Raw genomic sequence first — 18,442 nt, 5'->3', positions numbered from 1 at the left:
CAAAAATTTAACGTACAAGATGGGGATCTCACCGCATGCGGCATGCCTACAGGCTGGTCTGTCTGGCCGTTTTTGTACTCGTTGTCCTGACGTCCTGTGCCGGTTTACCCGGTGGTTATGAACGGCATTCCGGACAGGACCGGGACGGAGAGGAAACGACAAAAGCCGTCCGCCTCCAGAAGCCGTCGCCCCGGAGTCGGGCCGGCCTTTCTTCTTCGTACAGCACTGTTCGGGGGGATGCCGGCGATATCGGCGCTGATGAGTCTTCCGACCAGCGAAGATCTCCGGCTCAGGAGTGCATTGACGAGGCTCTGCTTCTTCTCAACCAGTCACAGGAATTCTGGGAACGGGGTGAGTTGGACTCGGCCCTGAACATCCTCGACCAGGCCTATTCCCTGACACTGGGTATCAACGATGACCCGGATATAACCTGGCAGAGAGATGATTTGCGGTTTCTCATCGCCAAACGGATCATCGAAATATACGCGTCACGGGGTACCGTGGCTGTCGGCCGGCAGAGCGAAATTCCCCTTTCGACAGCGGACGAGGTGGAACAGGAAATCCGGAGATTTCAGAACCAGGAGCGGAACTTTTTCCTTCAATCCTATCGGCGGTCCGGTGCCTATCGACCCATGATTGTTGAATATCTGAAAGAAGCGGGGCTTCCGGAAGAGCTTTCCTGGCTTCCCCTCGTGGAAAGCGGCTTCAGCGTAAAAGCCTTTTCTTCGGCCCGTGCCCTCGGACTCTGGCAGTTCATCCCCTCCACGGGCTATAAGTTCGGCTTGAAGCGGGATCAGTTCGTGGATGAACGGATGAATCCCGAGCGGTCAACCTGTGCGGCCATCGCCTACCTGGAGGAGCTTCACGGAATATTCGGCGACTGGCACACCGTTCTGGCGGCTTACAACTGCGGAGAGGGACGGGTTCTGCGGGTTATTTCAGGGCAGCAGATCAATTACCTCGACAATTTCTGGGATCTCTACCAGATGCTTCCTGGTGAGACCAAACGCTACGTGCCCCGTTTTCTCGCCACGCTCCGCATCATCAGCGATCCCGAGAGGTACGGCTTCGACCTCGAAAATGAATCGCTCGACGAACCCCGGCTGCATGAGACAGTGATCACCTCAAAAAACATGCTGTTGTCGGACATTGCAAAGCACATAAATGCCTCGGAAACCGAACTTGAGCTTCTCAATGCCGAACTGCGCCTCAAAATGACGCCCGCGGGGAGTTATGAATTCAGAGTTCCCCGAGGGCAGGGCGAGGTTCTTCGCGCAGGCCTTGAGGATATTCCCCGGGCTTCGGCCTCGGTGGCCCAGACAGCTTCCGTGATCAGGCACCAGGTTCGCCGTGGAGAATCACTGTCCTCTATTGCGGCTCGATACCGGAGTTCAGTCGCTGCCATCGCCCGCACCAACAGTATTTCCCAGGGGCATATCATACGTGTGGGTCAGTGGTTGCGGATTCCCGTGGCCGGAGGAGCACAGGCCGCGACGTCGTCCGTCTCCGCGGCGCCCGTCCGGCACAGGGTCAGTCGAGGCGAATCCCTGTCGACCATCGCCGCCCGCTACGGAAGTTCCGTGGACTCCATTGCCCGGGGAAACAACATCACCCGAACCCACCTCATCCGGGAGGGACAGTGGCTGACCATACCGGGCGCGGGGGCAAAAGAAGCCGCTCAGGGCGGTTCGGTCCCCGCCGGAACAACATCCTATACGGTCAAGAAGGGGGATTCTCTCTTCAACCTGGCCCGCAGGTTCGGTACGACTGTTACACACATCAGGGAAAGCAACAATCTTACAAGCAACCTGATTACCGTGGGCCAGGTCCTGAAGGTACCCGCGAAGGGACAACATGACGGTGCTTCCGGTATGAACTATATCGTACAGAGCGGGGACAGTCCTTACACCATAGCGAAAAAGTTCAACATCAGTCTGCATGAACTGCTGTCCTGCAATGACCTGCCGGCGGATGTAACCATCTACCCGGGGCAGATGCTGATTATCAGGCACGACTGATAGAGGACGGCTTTGTAAAAGTACCGGAAGACCGTTATCCCCGCTCCAGTTCATAGCCTTTCAGAGCGAAAAAAAGCTCGTTCTCCTTGTCCAGCATACGGGCCGCTTCCTCTGAAGGGCCTTCGTGGTCATATCCCAGCAGGTGCAGCAATCCGTGAATAATCAGGAAGAGAATCATGTCGTCCTGCGGCAGGTCTCCCGCCAGCGCGTCTCGTTGAGCTGTTTCAGCCGATACGATGATATCGCCCAGGAGATGGGGATGAATGTCACCGAAATCACCCTCACGCAGGGAAAAGGCAATCACGTTGGTTGGATGGTCCCGGCCGAGGTAGCGCCTGTTTATGGAGCGGATCTCTTCGTCGTCGACCAGTGTCAGAGACACCTGGTGGCCTTCGTGGTCAAGATGTTCCAGCAGGCGGCAGAGCGACTGTTTTATCGACTGAAGCTTTAGGGGGACTTTTTGCTGGTGATTTTCTACGAGGGCTTCCGTTTTTCTTGACATGGGGCACTTCCTTCCCATCGGATTCACTGTACTCTATCCTGTGGTGAAAAATGCCGATGAGAATCCTGGCGTAGCTTTCGGCTATTTTGTTCAGGTCGCTGAATGTCAGGCTTGATTCATCGAGTTGGTTGTCGTCGACGGTTTCCCGTATTCGCGCGTCAACAAGGGTCCGTATACGGGAAGGGGTCGGGTTCTTCAATATTCTCGACGAGGCTTCCACTATATCGGCCAGCAAGACAAGCGCGGCCTCCTTGGACTGCGGCTTCGGTCCGGGATAACGGAAATCGCTTTCCAGAATCGGGGGTTGTGAAGGGTCCCGTTCTTTTTTTGCCTTTTCGTAGAAAAAGGCGGCCAGGCGTGTCCCGTGATGCTGTCGTATGATATCGCGCAACTCTTCCCCCAGCTTTAAGGCGTTCGCCATGTCACAGCCGTCTTTCACGTGAGAGATGATGACGCGGGAACTCATGGACGGTTTCAGTTTGTCGTGTTTGTTTTCCCAGTTCTGCTGGTTTTCAACGTAGTAAAGCGGTTTTTTCATCTTTCCGATATCGTGATAGTAGGCACCCACCTTCGCCAGCAGTGAGTTCGCCCCGATTTCTTCAGCCGCCGCCTCCACCATAGATGCCACAATGATGGCGTGGTGATAGGTTCCCGGAGCCGTCATGATCATATCCTGAAAAATCGGCTGGTTCAGGTTTGCCAGCTCCAGCAGTCTGATGTCCGTGGTGTACCCGAAGAGATATTCGAAAAGCGGTACAGTCCCTGATACGACAATGCCGGCGATCAGGCCGCCCGACAGTGCCATGACAAGCGTCACCGCTGTTTTCGGAATAAGAAGGGTTCCGGAAAGCATGATAAGACCCAGGGCCACGAGAACATTGACTGCTCCCACGAGAAGTCCCGTTTTAAAAAAATCCGACCGTTTTTTGCAGTGCACGATAGCGTAGGAGGCCGCTACGGAACCGCTGAAGGAGTATATGAAAAAGGCCGCCTTGTCCTGAAAAAGGAACGTGGTCAGGAAAGAGAGAAATACGGCAAAGGTAAGGCCCGCTTCACGACTGCCGAGCAGAACGGAAACAAGCATGGCTCCTGCCGCGAAGGGGATGGCGAACACAAAAGGATTATTGAGACCGGGGAAGGAAAGGTCCACGGCTTCGCATACAAAGATGCCTGCTTTGAGGAGGGCCACCTGTAAAACCGCCACGAGGGCGAGAAAAAGGACATTCTTCGTCAACCCCGGGGTTCCCTGCAGGTGTTGAATCGAAAGCCTGAACAGGGCAAGGGCGAGAATGGCGATGAGCAGGACGGTTCCCATGAATATGGACAGCCTGCCCAGGGGATGCCCGTCTCGCATTGCCGAGAAAGCCCTGAGCTTATCCACATCACTGCCGGTTATCTTCTGACCTTCCCGGACGATCATTTCGTTTTTCTGAACCTTGTAGAAAGCAGGCTTGACGTCATCGACGATCTGTTTGCGCTTCTGTTCCGTGGCACTTCTCGAATAGACCAGGTTCGGGCGGATGATTTTTTCAGCCAGCGCGACAGAAGCATTCCGCAGAGCCGTGTCTTCCTCCTGGAGCATGTCGAACCCCGCTGTACTCATAAAATAACGGGCCTCTTCAAGGGTATTGATTTCTACCGGATCTATGGCAGTGAATTCCCCGTCCGAGGCGGCATCATATATAAGAACCGCCGTGTTGGGGGTGTCACCGTAGGAGGGTGTTTCTTCGCTGATGAGCCGGTTGTCGTAAAGGGACCGAACCAGCAGTGCCACGGCATCGGCGACGCGAAGATCAAACGCCTGTTCACTCAGTACGGCCAGATCCATGTCGCTCGGCGAGACACCAAGTCTCGATACAAAAAGATTTCTGAGTGCTTCCGGGCAGGGCGGGCCGGTGGTCGATTCTTCGTTCTCGTCGGCCGGTCCGGGACTCAGTTCAGCCGCGGCAATGAAGGTTTCCCTCAAGGCCGATGCTATCAGTCGGGGAAGTTCGCTGTCGTATTCATAAACGGCGGGAGTTTCCCGCGAGGCTTCCTGGCGTTTCTGTTCCGTGGCGGCCGTGTCCTGCACGAGGAGGTCACGGTCCGCCTTAATATCTTTTGCCGCTATTGAACCGACACTGTAGGACGGTATCCTCTGACTCGGATGGGGGGAAAGCGCCCAGCCGAAAAAAAGGCAGGCGGCAACGAGGATACCCGTCATGACCAGCTTGCCGTTGTCAGGAAAGAAAGGCATCGATGCTGCCGGCCAGAAGGGTGACGTCTTGGCGTTTGGGTTTTTTTGTTTTTTCCAGGGAACTGAAACCATGATCAATCGCCCCCACCGTTGTAGGCACGGATGATTTCCTGTACCAGGGGGTGTCGTACAACGTCGATATCCGAAAAATAGGCGAAACCGATGCCCGCGGTTTTTTTCAGCAATGATTCTGCGTGGACAAGTCCCGATATCTTGTCGGGGGGTAGATCGGTCTGAGTGACGTCTCCCGTAATGACCGCTCTGGAGTCGTAACCGAGCCTGGTGAGAAACATCTTCATCTGTTCCGGTGTCGTGTTCTGGGCCTCATCGAGGATTATGAAGGAATCGTTGAGGGTTCTTCCTCTCATGAAAGCCAGGGGGGCAACCTCGATGATGCCTTTCTCGATCATGGTCGTGGCCCGTTCAAAATCCATCATGTCGTAAAGGGCATCATAGACGGGCCGCAGGTAGGGATTCACCTTCTCGGCAAGATCCCCGGGAAGAAACCCCAGCTTTTCCCCTGCCTCGACGGCCGGTCGCGTGAGGACAATTCTGGCGACCCGCTTTTCAAAGAGCGCTGCCACGGCCATGGCCATGGCAAGGTAGGTTTTGCCCGTACCGGCCGGTCCGATGCCGAAAACAATATCATGGGTTCTCATGGTATCGATATAGTACTTCTGGGCGATGCTTTTCGGGGTGATGACCTTTTTCTTCGAGGAAATAAAAACGGTGTCGAGAAATATTTTTTCCAGGTTCACGCTCATATCGCCCGATAAGATCCGGTGGGCGTACTCGATATCCGGGGGATAGACAGCGTAACCCTTTTCAATGATCAGGTAGAGCTGATCGAGAAGGTTGCAGACAAAGTCAACTTCTTCACTTCCACCCGATACGGAAACCGCGTTTCCTCGGCTCCGGATCGTTACGTTTTCAAGTTTCTCGATATTGCCGGCGTTCCTGTCATGTTCGCCGAGTAGTGACTTGAGCGCCGCATTGTCAGGGAAAACGATTTTTCTGACAGAGACGTTCTGTGATGGTTCCGTATTCAATACAACTCACCCTTCGTGACGTCACCGTCCGGCACCAACCGATGCCGGAGCACACCGGTAAACCGGTACCGTGTCCGTAAGGTCCGTAATGTTTTTCTGTGGCGAGGTTGTATGCATGAAACAAAAATACTATCATTTCGGAAAATTGATTGCAAATCTTTTCCTTTTTCAGTCCTCCCGTTCCTGAAGAAACAGTCTGGCAAAGACTTTAGCGTTTCCCGTCATGGTTGCTATGTCGCAGTGCTCGTCAGGCTGGTGGGCTGTGCGGTTCACCTTTGACCAGGCGGCCACGGGGAGACCTTCTCTTCGGAGCAAGGCCGCCACCGTACCACCGCCGATACCGACAGGTACCGCGGATATTCCGTATACCTCGTCTACGGCTTCCTTCAGACGTCTTACAACGGGCGCGTCCACCGGCGTGGGCGCCGGGGCCTGCCCGCTCTGAATCACGGTGACCTCGACGGAGACCCCCCGCTCGTTCTCTATTTCTTCGGTGATCTCCCGGACTTTCTTCATAACATCCATGAGGTCGTAGCGGGGAAGAACGCGGCAGTCAAGGTAGAAGACATCTTCACCGGGTATGGTGTTGATATTGGGGACGGTGGCCTCTTTTTTCGTCGGCTCGAAGGTGCTGATGGGGTAATCATACAGGGGGTCGGCTTCCGCGAATACCGTCTTCAGGCGTTCGAGCCGTACCGTGAGGTGGGCCCCCGCTGCCATGGCATTGTTGCCCAGGGAGGGAACGCTGGCGTGGCACTGTTTCCCTGTGGTTCTGAAACGCAGCCAGAGCATGCTTTTTTCGGCGATCTCGATACCTGACCCATCGACATTGCCGAAATCAGGAACTACGATACAGTCACTGGCCTTGAAAAGCTGCCGGTGATGTTCCAGCAGGTAGCCCAGGCCTTTCGCGCTTGCAGTTTCCTCGTCGGCGACAAAGGCCAGGCCGATGTTCGACACAGGGGTAATGCCCGTATCGAGAAAGGCCCTGGCCGCCATGATCGAGGAAACCATGTCCTGCTGGTTGTCTTCAGTTCCACGGCCGAATATCTTGCCGTCTTTCACGACGGCCCGGTAGGGGTCCGCCGACCAGAGCGACAGCTCGCCCGGCGGGACTACGTCGAGATGGGTTATGATCCACACGGTGTGGTCACGGTCTCGTCCCTGAAGGGTGTACACGACGTTGGGTCTGACACCCGAAGATGTTCTTTCGTCGGGAGCGTCATAGGAGGTGAAGTCCCTGAAGCCCCAGCCCTGAAGGATACCCAGAAGTGCCCGGGCCTTTTCCTGTTCTCCGTTGCCGCCGTTTTCCGGCGCGATGGCGGGGATTGCGGTAAGCCTGGTCTGGAGTTGGATCATGTCGTCGGTGTAGGAATCAATCCGGTCACAGATCGATGCGTAGGCATTGGAGTTTATGGGCATGGCTTTTCATTCTTTCTTATCTGGTGAGGTTTTGTTTGTAAAACCCGCATTTCTTCCCCCGGATCCACGACAAGATCGCTATCCAGTTTCAGGGAGGTGCCGAAACGGGAAAGGGGCTGGTCAAAGCGGGAAGAGTCACCGAGAACCACTATGGTGCGGTAGCCGCCGTCAAGCCATGTGGCGGCTACCCGCTGCAGGTCATCGGCCGTAACGGCATTGATGCCTTCGGGATACCTTCGAAGGAAATCCGGGGGAAGTCCTTCAAATTCATCCATCATCTGTCCGAGGGCGATCTGGTGTGGCGAGAGGAACGAGAAGATATGACTGTTCGTCAGAGCATTCCGTGCCCAGCGGAGTGTTTCTTCATCCACCGGACGGACCTTCACCGTTTCGAGAATAGACAGAGTGGATTCGATCACGGAAGCTGTTGTGTCCGGGCCGGTCATGGCGTAGGCGGCAAGAACGCCGAAATCGCTTCGTGGATTGTACAAAGTGCCCGTGCTGTAGGCGAGCCCCTTCCGGGTCCTGATTTCGAGGAACATCAGTGATCGAAAGCCGCCGCCCACGATGAAATCGAGTACGGTCATGGCGTAGTAGTCGGCGCTTTTTTTTCCGGGGCCGATGTGGCCGATGACGATCACCGACTGGGGGACCTCTCTATGGATGTGCCGGAGAGGGCCTGACACGGAGGGGGAGGGGGCTTCGACGGGCGGCAGGGGAGCGGCCGCTCGCCATGATCCGAAGTGTTTCGAAAGTTTTGTCTTCGCCTCTTCCGCGGTCACAGCGCCGCTCACGGAGATCATGATCGTATCGGGAGAGAGGTGACGGCTCAGAAAATCCAGACAGTCGTCCCTGGTCAGGGCTTCCACTGAAGCTATCGACGGCGGCCTTCCCCAGGAGGAATCCCGGTAGAGAAGTTTCGTGAATTCTCGAAAAGCGAGAGCCTGGGGGTTGTCGGGAAGCCGCTTCAACTCCTCGATCTTGATGCGCCGGGCCAGTTCAAGGCGCTCCGGGTCGAAGAGCGGTGTCATCATCATGTTCCCCAGGAGCGCCAGGGCATCGTCAAAATAATCCTCCGCGACCGTAAGGGTTACCAGCAGCGTCTGCGCCGTTACCGACACATCGAGGTCGATTGCGCGATAATCCAGTTCGTCGTCGAACTCGTCGGGACTCATGGCCGGTGTTCCTCCGGTCCGCATGACTGACCCGGCAATCTCCGCCAGACCTTCACGGCCGGGGGGATCATAGACCGATCCGGCTCGTGCCGCCAGCGAAAGCCTGACGAGAGGAATTTCGCGATCTTCCAGGAAAAAGAGCGTCATCCCGTTGTCAAGCTCAAAACGCTCCGCCCGGGGCGGGTCAAAGCGGAGCGGAGGATAGAGAAGATTTTCAGGATCCTTCAAAAGAGGAGAAGAGGCCGGGGCGCAACCCACGAGCGGCAGGATCAACAGCAAAACCGTCACTAACCAGGGGAATTTTTTGTTCATGGAGTTTCGTCCTGTATAAGAACCGCAACGGTTCTGTTCGATGACGTTAGTCGGGACGACGCGGCATTCATTATGTCCTCGGCCGTGATGGATTCGACGGCTTCCAGATAGGTCGTCACCTCCCGGTAGTCTCCCGTGAGAGTTTCGACATATGACAGGAGCCTCGCGATGCCGTTGTTCGAATCGAAGCCGCGCAGAAAATCAGTTTTAATCCGGTTTTTGGCCTTTCGAAGTTCTCGTTCCGGGAGGGGCTCGTCTTTGAGACGATCCAGTTCACTGTACAGCGCGTCCTCGAGTTCCGCGAGACTCCTGCCCGTCATGGGTTCGGCGGCGATGATGAACAGGTTGTCATACCGCTCTCCGGGAAATCCGTTTGAAACCCGAACCGAAGCGGCGATACCCCGCTCAGTGACGAGGGACCGGTACAGGCGGGATGACCTTCCTCCCGCCAGAACGAGTTCAAGTACGTCGAAAACGGCGTCCTCATAGGCCGGGAAAGCCGGCTTGTGAAACCCCAGGAGAAGGCGGGGCGAGGCGCCGGATCGAAGGGTGGTACGCCGTTCACCTCTCTGTGGAGGCTCATCCGTTATGTTTCGAAGTGTCGATCCCGGCGGCACGCCGTTTCCCAGGGAACCGAAATACCGCCGTACCAGGCCGGCCGCCTCCTCGGTGCGGACATCACCCACGATGGTGATGACCGTGTTTTCAGGTCTGTAACGGGTCGCGAAGAAATGGAGGAGGTAGTCTCTGTCGATTCGGGGTATGTCAGCGGGCCATCCTATAACGGGGTGTCCGTAGGGGTGGGCGATGAAAGCCGCCGCCAGGAACAGTTCCATAAGTTGCCGTTCCGGCCGGGAGTCAACGACCTGCCGGCGCTCCTCGATGACGACATTTCGCTCCTGGACAAACTCTCTGAAAACAGGGTTCGACAGGCGGTCCGATTCGATACGGGCCCACAACTCGAGGCTGTTGGACGGCAGACTCACCATGTAGGATGTCATGTCATGCCCGGTGGCCGCGTTCAGGCCCACGCCTCCCCGCTCACGGTAGAGACGGTCGATTTCATTCGATCGTATGTAGCTTCTTTTCTCATCTTCCAGGCGTCTGATTTCCTCTTCCAGTGCCCGGGCGGCCTCTGAACCGGATCCCTCCGTCCTCACCGTGATTTCAAGACGCCTGACTCGTTCCTCTATCCGTTGTCTCAAGCGCGACTCCTCATCGTAGTCTGAGGTGCCGATGGTTCTGGTTCCCTTAAACATCATGTGTTCAAGCAAATGGGCGGCTCCGCTGTATCCGCTGTCTTCATCCACGGCGCCCGCGCGGTGCTGTATATAGATGGAAACCGTGGGGCTGACTGTACGCTCCATGACCAGGAGGGTGATACCGTTATTCATGACCGTTTTGTTCACCCGCTTTTCCAGGTCGATGGCGAAGGCCTGTGATGTTCCGAAGAACCAGAGAAAACAGAGAAAACACGAGACTCCGGCTCCCCCGAACAGGGAGGGGGCCGCAAAAATCCGGCGTCGTTTATTCATGGGAACTCTCCCCTGCATGTCCCTGTTCCTGTTTTTCTCCCCGGATCCTTCCATAGATCCTGAAGGCCGGATAGAGAAGGATGCTGGCGCTGACAAGGATGAGCAGGCATGACGAGAAAAAGTACATAATGAATTCAAAGGGGTTGTCAAGCTGGTAGGCACCCACAAGGACATGGATGCCCTTGATGAGGAACAGCACCGAAATAACAGCAACAGCGATCTGTTTTGTCCACCACAGAATACCATTCATAGGAATCACGTTATGCGTGCATACTAATGGTTTCCCCGCCTTGAATCAAGGTTTTTCGACAGGCCCGGGCCGCTGTCTTTACATCCTGCCGGGCAGTGGTGCTCATTGTAGCACCTCCGCAGGGAAGAATAGTGTTGTTGTGAAACAGGGGTTCCTTCTCAAGATCGAGGCTCGAGACGGCAACGGCATCGTGCCACAGAAAGGTCCCGGGGATCGGGGAGTATTCAGTTATAATGGGATATGCGCCAAGAGACGCCACAAAGGCTATGCCGGCCATGACGTTCGAAACCTCCTGCCCGGGCAGTCCGCAGAGGAGGTACATGCCGATGTCTTCTCCCCGGTATCCCGCCTCGATCAGGTAACGGACGGCCTGTTCAGCTTCTTCGTCAGATACCTTGACGTCGAATTCGATCTGCTCCCTGGCTCCGGCGGTCTCAAGGCCGAAACGAAGGGTTTTGAAGCCCGCCCGGTAAAGCAGCGATGCCGTTTGGCGATTGATTTCCCTGATATGGAGTCCGTTCGGGCAATGGAATGAACAGTCGAGCTTTCGCCGAATAATCTCTTCGAGCATGGGGACGGCCCGGTTTTTCGAATCGACGAGAAGCGCGTCGTCATAGAATGAGAAGTTCCTGATGCCCATCTGGCCATTCCAGAAGGCTATTTCATCGACAACGGCATGGGGATCACGGGTCTCGAAACTCTCATGCAAGTACGGCGAAGCACAGTAGGTGCAGGAATAAGGACAGCCCCTGGAGGTGACAAGCGCTACCACATCCGGGGCCGGAAGCAGGTCATAGGCAGGGTAGGGCAGAGCATCGAGACTGTCGTAACGGGAGTGCATATCCAAGGCACAACCGACAACTTCTTCAAGGATACCCTGAAGGTTCGACGGAGTCCGCATGCGCCCGCCGGCGGCGGATGAGAGGTGTACTCTCCCCGGAGCCGCGGGAAGAACATCACCGGTGACCACCAGGTCGGCGCCGGAGAACTTCAGGGCATGATCCGGGCAGAGGGTCGCGTAGATTCCTCCGAGAACCACCGGGACTCCCGGCAGGCATTTCTTTACGATGCCGATAGCTTCAAAAACGCCGGGGTACCAGTAGGTCATCATGGAAGTTATGAAAACGGCGTCGGGTTTTTCATGGCTCAGGAGATCCCTCCTGAAGTCAAGAGGATCCATGCCATACCGGCTGTATTTTCGTGGTATATGAGCGATGGACGCGGGTTTTGGAATCTCCGTTTTGCGAAAGTGTCCACTCCCGTTATCCAGCCTTTTCGGTCCGGGACGTGGTGAAGGGTGCCGCCAGTCAAGGCAGTCGATAATCCTGGCGGAAAAACCTTCAGCCCTCAGCACCGATGCAATATATAGCAGACCCAGGGGTTTCGACCAGGCATCGAAAGCCGCGAAGTCGTGAATCCAGGGGTTGACGAGCAGTATGGCGGGCGATACTTTCTTCATAATGTACAGTAGCTAGCCCGGGTTAGCGTCGAAAGTCAAGGGACGGTTTACAATGCGCGCTGAATCATTCGCGTTGATGTTTGGTGTGCTATCTGGTAGGCTTCATGAGCGTTTATGTGGAGTACCATGACCGGACGGCTTCGATCGTCCCGCCGAGTGCTTCCTAGTACGGTATCAAGGAATCGAATACTCTATGATCCCCACGGCCGATTTCGGCTCGACGAATGCGCTCGCCCTGCTCAGAGGGATTTCCTGGCACAGTATACAGTTTCCCGGCTTGACCCGATCGGCAGGAGAGCTCTTGGGGACGGCACGGGAACTCGAACAGGAGTATGCCGTCTATTTTTACCGGGCGCGTCTTCCATGCCTGTGGGTTTCCTGCATGGGTGGTACGGGAACGGGGAAATCGACGGTCTTCAACGGGCTCGCGGGTCGAGAGGTGAGCCCCGCCGGCGTCGAACGTCCCACCACCACATCACCAGTCGCCTCCGGCCACCGCGGGTTGTCGATAGAAGAGGGGTTTCCCTTTTCCTCCATGAGGCTGAAACGCGTACCCGTGGATACTGTTCCGTCCTTCAACGACGATCCTCGGGAACATTATTTTGTGTACGTCGAGCATGATGACGACAGCAGACGCCACCTTGTATTTGTCGATACCCCCGATGTGGACTCTGTTGAACGCCGCCACCGAAGCATCGCGGAGGCTCTGTACCTTCTTTCCCACGTGATCGTCTTTGTGACGAGCCAGGAGAAATATGCCGACCTGATCCCGTCGAGTCTTCTCCAGAGAATGCACCGCGAAGGCAAACCATTTTACCTGCTTTTCAATAAAGCGGACAAAAGTCAGGTGGAGGATGAGCTGCCGGCCGTTTTCAGAGACCGGGGCATTCCGATTCGAGACAGTCATTTTTTTACCATACCGTTCATCAACAATGCCGAAAAACCGGAAGACATTCTGAAGGCCGGTCTTCAGAGGTTCATAGACGCCGTTCTTGACGAGTATCCGCCCTCGGCCCTGCATGACGTCATCAAAGAAGAAGAAAGACGGTTCAGGCGGATACTGACGGAAAAGACGGGACGGCTGCTGATCTGTTCCCGGGAGGAGGAAGAGGCAGGGAGGGCGTGGCTGAAAGAGCTCGACGACCTCACAGCTCACGAGTCCGGGGCCTTGCTCGATACCATGGCTGCCCGGTACGGCGAACACAATCTGCAGACTCTTAAAAAAGAACTCCGCGCGATATTCAGTGCCTATGACCTGCTTGCGAGGCCCCGGCAATACATCATGTCCATCCTCCGGGCACCCTTCCTGTTTCTCATCCCCGGCGGTTCAGGATCTGCCGGGGGAAGAGGACAGGAGCTGCTGAAGGTCCGCGGACAAGTCGACACGATGCCTCTGGTAGAAGCAATGGAACGGTTGAACCGGCTCGTGCTTGAAAACCTTTCCCCCCCTGATCCGGATGCTCCTCTGTTCAAGGCGCTTCGGGATAATCGCCTGCCCCTCGGCACGGAGACGGTGGAAGCCCGGATTTCCCGGGAGCAGGAGAACCTGGCCGGGTGGCTCGAAACAACGATCCGTGATCTTGAAGCAGGCCTTCCGAAAAGCAAGCGGCTGGGAATCTACACGACGTCGGTACTCTGGGGGGCAGCCATACTATCCTTCCAGACGGTCATGGGCGGCGGACTCGCGCTGTTGGAGCTCGCCTTCGACGCTGTTCTTGCCCCCCTCATCACCAAAGGTTCCGTCGAACTGTTCATCTACCGGGAGCTTCGAATGATTTCCCGCGAAATGAACCGGCGATACCAGGATGGAATCCATTCCATTTTCATGGAGCAGAAAGAACGCTACGAGGCAGTGCTCAAGGCGCATCTGACGCCGGAGGCGGTGCGGGAGAATCTGCTCTCTCTGAAGGCGTGTCTGGAGCATGAACCATGACTGACGAGCGAATGGTGCTGAGCCGGAACGTGGAGGGCCTGGAGAAGATTCTTTCCGGTGATGTCCCCCTGATGTTCCTGGGGGGAGATAAGCGCGGGGAGTTGTTTCTGGCTGTCCGGGAAATCAGGAAGAAACTTGAAAGTCTTGGAGACAACATTCTGACTGTCGGCCTCATGGGTGGAACCGGCGTGGGAAAATCATCGGTGATGAACGCCCTTGCCCGCGAGTACATCGCGTCCACGAGCCATCGGAGGCCCCACACTGACGCGGTTCTGGTGTATCGGCACAGCGCTGTTCCACCTCCGGAGCTCACGGAGGACGCCTCACTTCCCCGGTGCGAGTATGTCCACGAAGCAGAGGAGGTCCGCCATGTGGTTTTGTGTGATCTTCCCGACTACGACAGCGTCAACGAGGCTCACCGGGGAACAGTGATGGCCCTTCTCGACGTTCTGGACATGCTTATTTGGGTCATTTCTCCCGAAAAATACGCCGATGGACAATTGTACGATTTTTTGCAGCTCCTGCCCAAGGATCGCGGCAACTGCTATTTTGTTCTGAACAAAACGGACCTTTTCTTCCGGGATGGCATTTCGGCATCGGCCCATGAACGGCTGGTGACAGTCCTGGGGAGTCTGACAAGTCACCTCGGAAACATCGGGATCAGCGAACCGGTCCTGTATCATGTTTCAGCGACGGAGGCTTTCGAGGGCATCGGTCTTTCCGCCTGGAACCAGTTTCCCCTGCTCCGGAGGGAACTGTTCCGTACCCGGGACATCAAGGAAATTCGACGTATCAAGGCGGCAAACATTCACGCGGAACTGGAGCCGGTCTTGAGAGCCCTGGAGATGGAGCGGCACAACCTTGACGACCTGGGCGGCATGATCCCGGCAGGATCCACCATGACCGGGGAGGAACGAAAAAGAGTGCTCGACGACATTTACATCGCGGCCGCTCCCTGGGTGGAGGTTTTCGCGAAACAGTACCTGGCGGACAATCTCGCCGCCGGCCGTGATCTGGTCGGTCCGGGGCGAATCATATCGGCCCTGGCCGGGCGCCTGAAAGGGGCCGCCATCGGTGATCATGAAAAAATCATCGCCGCTCGACGGCAGGCCGTTGAGCATATCTCGAATACTCTGGCCCGGCACCTTACAGCCCGGGGAGAGCGTCTCAGGTCGGATCTCTATCGGCGCTTCGAACGTTCCGAACTGCCGGATGAACTGGCCTGTTCACTTGATACCGCTCCGGTGAGGGCCGTCTTCGAAACCGGTCTTGCCCGCCTCTTTACGGGCCAGGGAAGGGAAACCGGGAAAATATTCGGACCTCTTTACACCTTCCGCCAGCATCTGGCCTATGCTCTGCTCCTCGTGATCTTTCTGCTGGTTCTGCCCGGAGAGCATGCCTGGAAATCATTTTTTGACCATCCCGGCTTCTTTTCGGCTCTCGGGACGTTGGCCCTGATGGCCCTTTCCCTTTTTTCGTCCCGCGGGCTGGCGGCCTTGGCGAGCCTCATCCTGATCTCCTTTTATATGGGGTGGCACTTTTATAAACGCTCCGACAGGATGATCGCTCTCGCCGCGCAGGGGTTGGCCGATATCATGAAAGAGGAATTGAACCGGCTGGTCCATGAGGCGATCAACGAACGGGGAGCCGAAATGGAGCGGTTGCAGGAGAACATCAGGTCGAGTCTGACTGCCCTGGACGAGGTACTGAAGGGACAACGGTATGCCGCTCCAGCGGAGCGGTGAGGCTCTCGTGCCTTGACTTTTGACCAGTGATGATGATGATAAAGAGACACACCGGATTGTCCTGTGGAAAGGCGGAAAGACCTCTTGAATAAAGTATTGGTTATGGATGCCAACGATGACGCGCGCTTCAGCCTGACGGCCCTTCTTAGAAAAGAAGGCTATGACGCCGTGGGTGTGGCTACCGAAGCTTCGGCAATGCAGTGTCTGGAAAATAGCGAGGCCGACGTTATCATTGCCGATGTGGGCCATCCTTCAACCAATGGATGTGAGAGTTTTCTGCAGTGGGCCAGAGAACGGGTACCCCGGGCCGAGGTTATTGTCACCACCACCTGCGGCTCCATTGATTCCGTGATCAGGACCATCAGAATGGGCGTCTATGACTACATGATCAAGCCTGTCGACGAAAGGGAACTCCTGGCGTCGGTGGAAGCCGCCATGGAGAGCCGCAGAAAGGTCAGCTATCTGAAAACAGCGGATGAAATATACACCTTCGAAAAAATAGTCGGCACTTCTTCCGCCATGCGGGAGGTCATAGATATGGCCCTGAAAATGTCCGAGATCGACACGAATGTTTTTATTTTCGGAGAAAGCGGCGTAGGCAAGGAGCTGGTGGCCAGGGCCATTCACAACAACGCGCCCGGCGGCCGGGACAAGCCCTTCATAGCGATCAACTGCGCTGCCCTTCCCGATGAAATCCTGGAAAGCGAACTCTTCGGCCATGCAAAGGGATCCTTCACCGGCGCCTTCAAGGACAAGGTCGGGCTCATCGAGGCGGCCGGGGGGGGGACCCTTTTCATGGACGAGATCGGTGAATCCAGCCGGCAGTTTCAATCAAAGCTTTTGAGGGTCATCGAGGACCGCGAGGTTCGCAGGGTGGGTGAACATCACGGCCGAACCATCGACGTGCGATTCATCTCGGCAACCAACAAGGACGCCCGGGACCTTGCCTCAGGGGGGAAATTCCGGAACGACCTCTTCTATCGTCTTGCCGTTGTTGATCTGTATATTCCTCCCCTGCGCGAACGCAAGGAAGATTTAAAACCACTGGTCGACTACTTTCTGCGGGACATTTCACAACGACTCGGCCGGCCGGAAAAAACACTCGCCCGGGAGGCCATGGAGGTCCTGATGGCCTATGACTGGCCCGGGAACGTCCGGGAACTCCGAAACGTCTGTGAGCGGGCCATCGCCCTGTCCGGGGATGAAACCCTCCGTGCTGAAGATTTTCCACTGGCCTATGAACAGTATCGAAATCGCTTTGCTTCCGATGATGATCACGAGATCATTTCTCTCAAGGAAATCGAAAAACGCTACATTATGGAAATATTCGAAAAACATAAAAATAACCAGCGTTACATGGCCAAAAAACTCGGCATCGGTCACACGACGTTGTGGCGAAAGATAAAAGAATACAAGCTCGAGTAATGTCCCGGAAAATACAGTGTGCCCTATCCCTGCCGGGATGGGAGATCAGTGCCTCACAACACATCATGCTTTGATAAACCGCCCCGGATCTTGCCGACAACGTTGGCGAACTCGTCAGGAAGGGTCCGCAATGGCTTTCAGCGAGGCATCGATGGTGTCAATTCCGCAACACCCTGTCCCAGGGAAGCCATTCGCGGCCGAAGGTCTTTGCCACGGCCTCGTGGGTTATTATTCCATCGACGCAGTTTATTCCTCTGGCGATGGCCTCGTTCTCAATGGCGGCCCCGTACAGGCCTTTTTCCGCAATAGCCCGTATGTAAGATATAGTGGCGTTTCCAAGAGCGAATGTGGATGTACTCGGCACGGAAGCGGGAATATTCGTCACTCCGCAATGCAGGACACCGTGAAGATGGTACACCGGGTTATCGTGCGTCGTGGGTCGGATCGTTTCCACGGTTCCTCCCTGGTCCACAGACACGTCGATTATAACGGACCCCTTCTTCATGCGGGATACCATGTCTTCCGTCACGAGTACCGGCGCCCGTGTTCCCGTGACGAGAACAGCCGCGATCAGCACGTCGGCATAACCCGTCGCCTGTTCAATCGTGTAGGGATTTGAATAAAGGGTGATGACCTTCCCGTGGAGAAGCTGGTCCACGTGCTTGAGACGTTCGTAGGATGTGTCGAGAACCGTTACATGAGCGCCCAACTCGCTGGCGATTCTGGCGGCGTTCAGCCCCACGGTCCCACAGCCGATGATGACTACTTCCCCGGGCGCGACCCCCGGTACTCCGCTGAGAAGAACTCCCCGACCGCCACTTCCCTTTTCCAGAAAGCGCATGGCCATCTGTATGGACATTCTTCCCGCCACCTCGCTCATGGGTGTCAGCAGCGGCAGGCGCCCGCCCGGTTCTTCAACGGTTTCATAGGCGATTCCCGTGACGCCGCTGGCGAGAACATCGTCTGTCAGGGTTTCCGATGAGGCGAGGTGGAGAAAGGTAAAAAGCATCTGTCCCCTGCGGTACCGAAAACGTTCCTCTTTCAGCGGCTCCTTGACCTTGACGATGAGTTCCGCATCGGTATATATGGAATCCGCATCGGTTATCTCGGCACCCTCCCGCGTGAATTCATCGTTGGAAATGCCGCTTCCTTCTCCCCCGTCCCGCTCAAGAAGAATTCTGTGGCCGTCAGATTTAAGTGCCCGCACCCCCGCGGGAGTCATGGCGAACCTGTGTTCCCCTTCTTTTGTTTCTCTGAGTACCCCGACGATCATGGCAATCCTCTCTTTCTCCGTTGTTAACCCGGCTGCCGTGGTCTCACTATAACTGAAAAAGTCGCCAATCTCCACACCGAATCAACCATCGGGACAGTGATATTGCCG

13 protein-coding genes are annotated in these 18,442 nt (G+C 56.0%); 4 read left to right on the top strand and 9 right to left on the bottom strand.

All coding sequences use genetic code 11. The features are described from left to right. Positions 1-35: 35 nt before the first annotated feature. A complete protein-coding gene (locus tag M0Q23_06215; protein MCK9528230.1) occupies positions 36-2,018 on the top strand; it encodes a LysM peptidoglycan-binding domain-containing protein in 1,983 nt (660 codons plus the stop codon). A gap of 34 nt (positions 2,019-2,052) precedes the next feature. On the opposite strand, the gene ybeY is transcribed toward M0Q23_06215, so the two are convergent. The 8 genes from ybeY to M0Q23_06175 form a co-directional block, all read right to left on the bottom strand. Next, positions 2,053-2,520 (bottom strand): rRNA maturation RNase YbeY, encoded by a 468-nt coding sequence (ybeY, locus tag M0Q23_06210; protein MCK9528229.1) that lies wholly within the window; start codon positions 2,518-2,520, stop codon positions 2,053-2,055. Further along, entirely contained in the window at positions 2,417-4,828 is a 2,412-nt protein-coding gene (locus M0Q23_06205; protein ID MCK9528228.1) for an HDIG domain-containing protein, read from the bottom strand. Before M0Q23_06205 ends, ybeY begins: the two co-directional genes overlap by 104 nt. Before the next feature lie 2 nt (positions 4,829-4,830). Next, positions 4,831-5,805: a PhoH family protein gene (locus M0Q23_06200; GenBank protein MCK9528227.1), complete on the bottom strand. Its 975-nt coding sequence runs from the start codon at positions 5,803-5,805 to the stop codon at positions 4,831-4,833. A 168-nt stretch (positions 5,806-5,973) separates the two neighbouring features. Continuing rightward, positions 5,974-7,227 (bottom strand): M20 family metallo-hydrolase, encoded by a 1,254-nt coding sequence (locus tag M0Q23_06195; protein ID MCK9528226.1) that lies wholly within the window; start codon positions 7,225-7,227, stop codon positions 5,974-5,976. After that, a complete protein-coding gene (locus M0Q23_06190) occupies positions 7,218-8,714 on the bottom strand; it encodes an insulinase family protein (GenBank protein ID MCK9528225.1) in 1,497 nt (498 codons plus the stop codon). Before M0Q23_06190 ends, M0Q23_06195 begins: the two co-directional genes overlap by 10 nt. Further along, positions 8,711-10,249: an insulinase family protein gene (locus M0Q23_06185; protein MCK9528224.1), complete on the bottom strand. Its 1,539-nt coding sequence runs from the start codon at positions 10,247-10,249 to the stop codon at positions 8,711-8,713. Before M0Q23_06185 ends, M0Q23_06190 begins: the two co-directional genes overlap by 4 nt. Continuing rightward, complete coding sequence (locus M0Q23_06180; GenBank protein MCK9528223.1) at positions 10,242-10,499, bottom strand: hypothetical protein; 258 nt, start codon at positions 10,497-10,499, stop codon at positions 10,242-10,244. Before M0Q23_06180 ends, M0Q23_06185 begins: the two co-directional genes overlap by 8 nt. Positions 10,500-10,509: 10 nt before the next feature. Continuing rightward, on the bottom strand, positions 10,510-11,958 hold the full coding sequence (locus M0Q23_06175) for a radical SAM protein (protein ID MCK9528222.1): 1,449 nt from the start codon (positions 11,956-11,958) through the stop codon (positions 10,510-10,512). Positions 11,959-12,151: 193 nt separating this feature from the next. On the opposite strand from M0Q23_06175, the gene M0Q23_06170 reads away from it, so the two are divergent. The 3 genes from M0Q23_06170 (at position 12,152) to M0Q23_06160 (ending at position 17,061) form a co-directional block, all read left to right on the top strand. Continuing rightward, a complete protein-coding gene (locus tag M0Q23_06170; protein ID MCK9528221.1) occupies positions 12,152-13,891 on the top strand; it encodes a GTPase domain-containing protein in 1,740 nt (579 codons plus the stop codon). Next, the gene (locus tag M0Q23_06165; protein MCK9528220.1) at positions 13,888-15,636 is read left to right on the top strand and encodes a 50S ribosome-binding GTPase; all 1,749 of its coding nucleotides are present in this window, start codon (positions 13,888-13,890) and stop codon (positions 15,634-15,636) included. The genes M0Q23_06170 and M0Q23_06165 overlap by 4 nt, the downstream gene beginning before the upstream one ends. Before the next feature lie 84 nt (positions 15,637-15,720). After that, positions 15,721-17,061, top strand: a complete 1,341-nt coding sequence (locus M0Q23_06160; GenBank protein ID MCK9528219.1) for a sigma-54 dependent transcriptional regulator — start codon at positions 15,721-15,723, stop codon at positions 17,059-17,061. Positions 17,062-17,218: 157 nt separating this feature from the next. Here the strand turns inward: M0Q23_06160 and ald are convergent, their stop codons facing one another. After that, on the bottom strand, positions 17,219-18,334 hold the full coding sequence (gene ald, locus M0Q23_06155; GenBank protein ID MCK9528218.1) for an alanine dehydrogenase: 1,116 nt from the start codon (positions 18,332-18,334) through the stop codon (positions 17,219-17,221). Between the last annotated feature and the right edge of the window lie 108 nt (positions 18,335-18,442).

The organism is Syntrophales bacterium, from assembly GCA_023228425.1.
Classification (GTDB): Bacteria; Desulfobacterota; Syntrophia; order Syntrophales; family UBA2210; genus MLS-D.
Note: the sequence above shows the minus strand (reverse complement) of the source record. Positions and strands in the feature narration are given on the sequence as shown.

What these genes read in the sequence shown, in the direction of transcription:
- M0Q23_06215 (MCK9528230.1), top strand. Translation starts at nt 36, where the DNA reads ATGCGGCATGCCTACAGGCTGGTCTGTCTGGCCGTTTTTGTACTCGTT.
- ybeY (MCK9528229.1), bottom strand. Translation starts at nt 2,520, where the DNA reads ATGTCAAGAAAAACGGAAGCCCTCGTAGAAAATCACCAGCAAAAAGTC.
- M0Q23_06205 (MCK9528228.1), bottom strand. Translation starts at nt 4,828, where the DNA reads ATGGTTTCAGTTCCCTGGAAAAAACAAAAAAACCCAAACGCCAAGACG.
- M0Q23_06195 (MCK9528226.1), bottom strand. Translation starts at nt 7,227, where the DNA reads ATGCCCATAAACTCCAATGCCTACGCATCGATCTGTGACCGGATTGAT.
- M0Q23_06190 (MCK9528225.1), bottom strand. Translation starts at nt 8,714, where the DNA reads ATGAACAAAAAATTCCCCTGGTTAGTGACGGTTTTGCTGTTGATCCTG.
- M0Q23_06185 (MCK9528224.1), bottom strand. Translation starts at nt 10,249, where the DNA reads ATGAATAAACGACGCCGGATTTTTGCGGCCCCCTCCCTGTTCGGGGGA.
- M0Q23_06180 (MCK9528223.1), bottom strand. Translation starts at nt 10,499, where the DNA reads ATGAATGGTATTCTGTGGTGGACAAAACAGATCGCTGTTGCTGTTATT.
- M0Q23_06175 (MCK9528222.1), bottom strand. Translation starts at nt 11,958, where the DNA reads ATGAAGAAAGTATCGCCCGCCATACTGCTCGTCAACCCCTGGATTCAC.
- M0Q23_06170 (MCK9528221.1), top strand. Translation starts at nt 12,152, where the DNA reads ATGATCCCCACGGCCGATTTCGGCTCGACGAATGCGCTCGCCCTGCTC.
- M0Q23_06165 (MCK9528220.1), top strand. Translation starts at nt 13,888, where the DNA reads ATGACTGACGAGCGAATGGTGCTGAGCCGGAACGTGGAGGGCCTGGAG.
- ald (MCK9528218.1), bottom strand. Translation starts at nt 18,334, where the DNA reads ATGATCGTCGGGGTACTCAGAGAAACAAAAGAAGGGGAACACAGGTTC.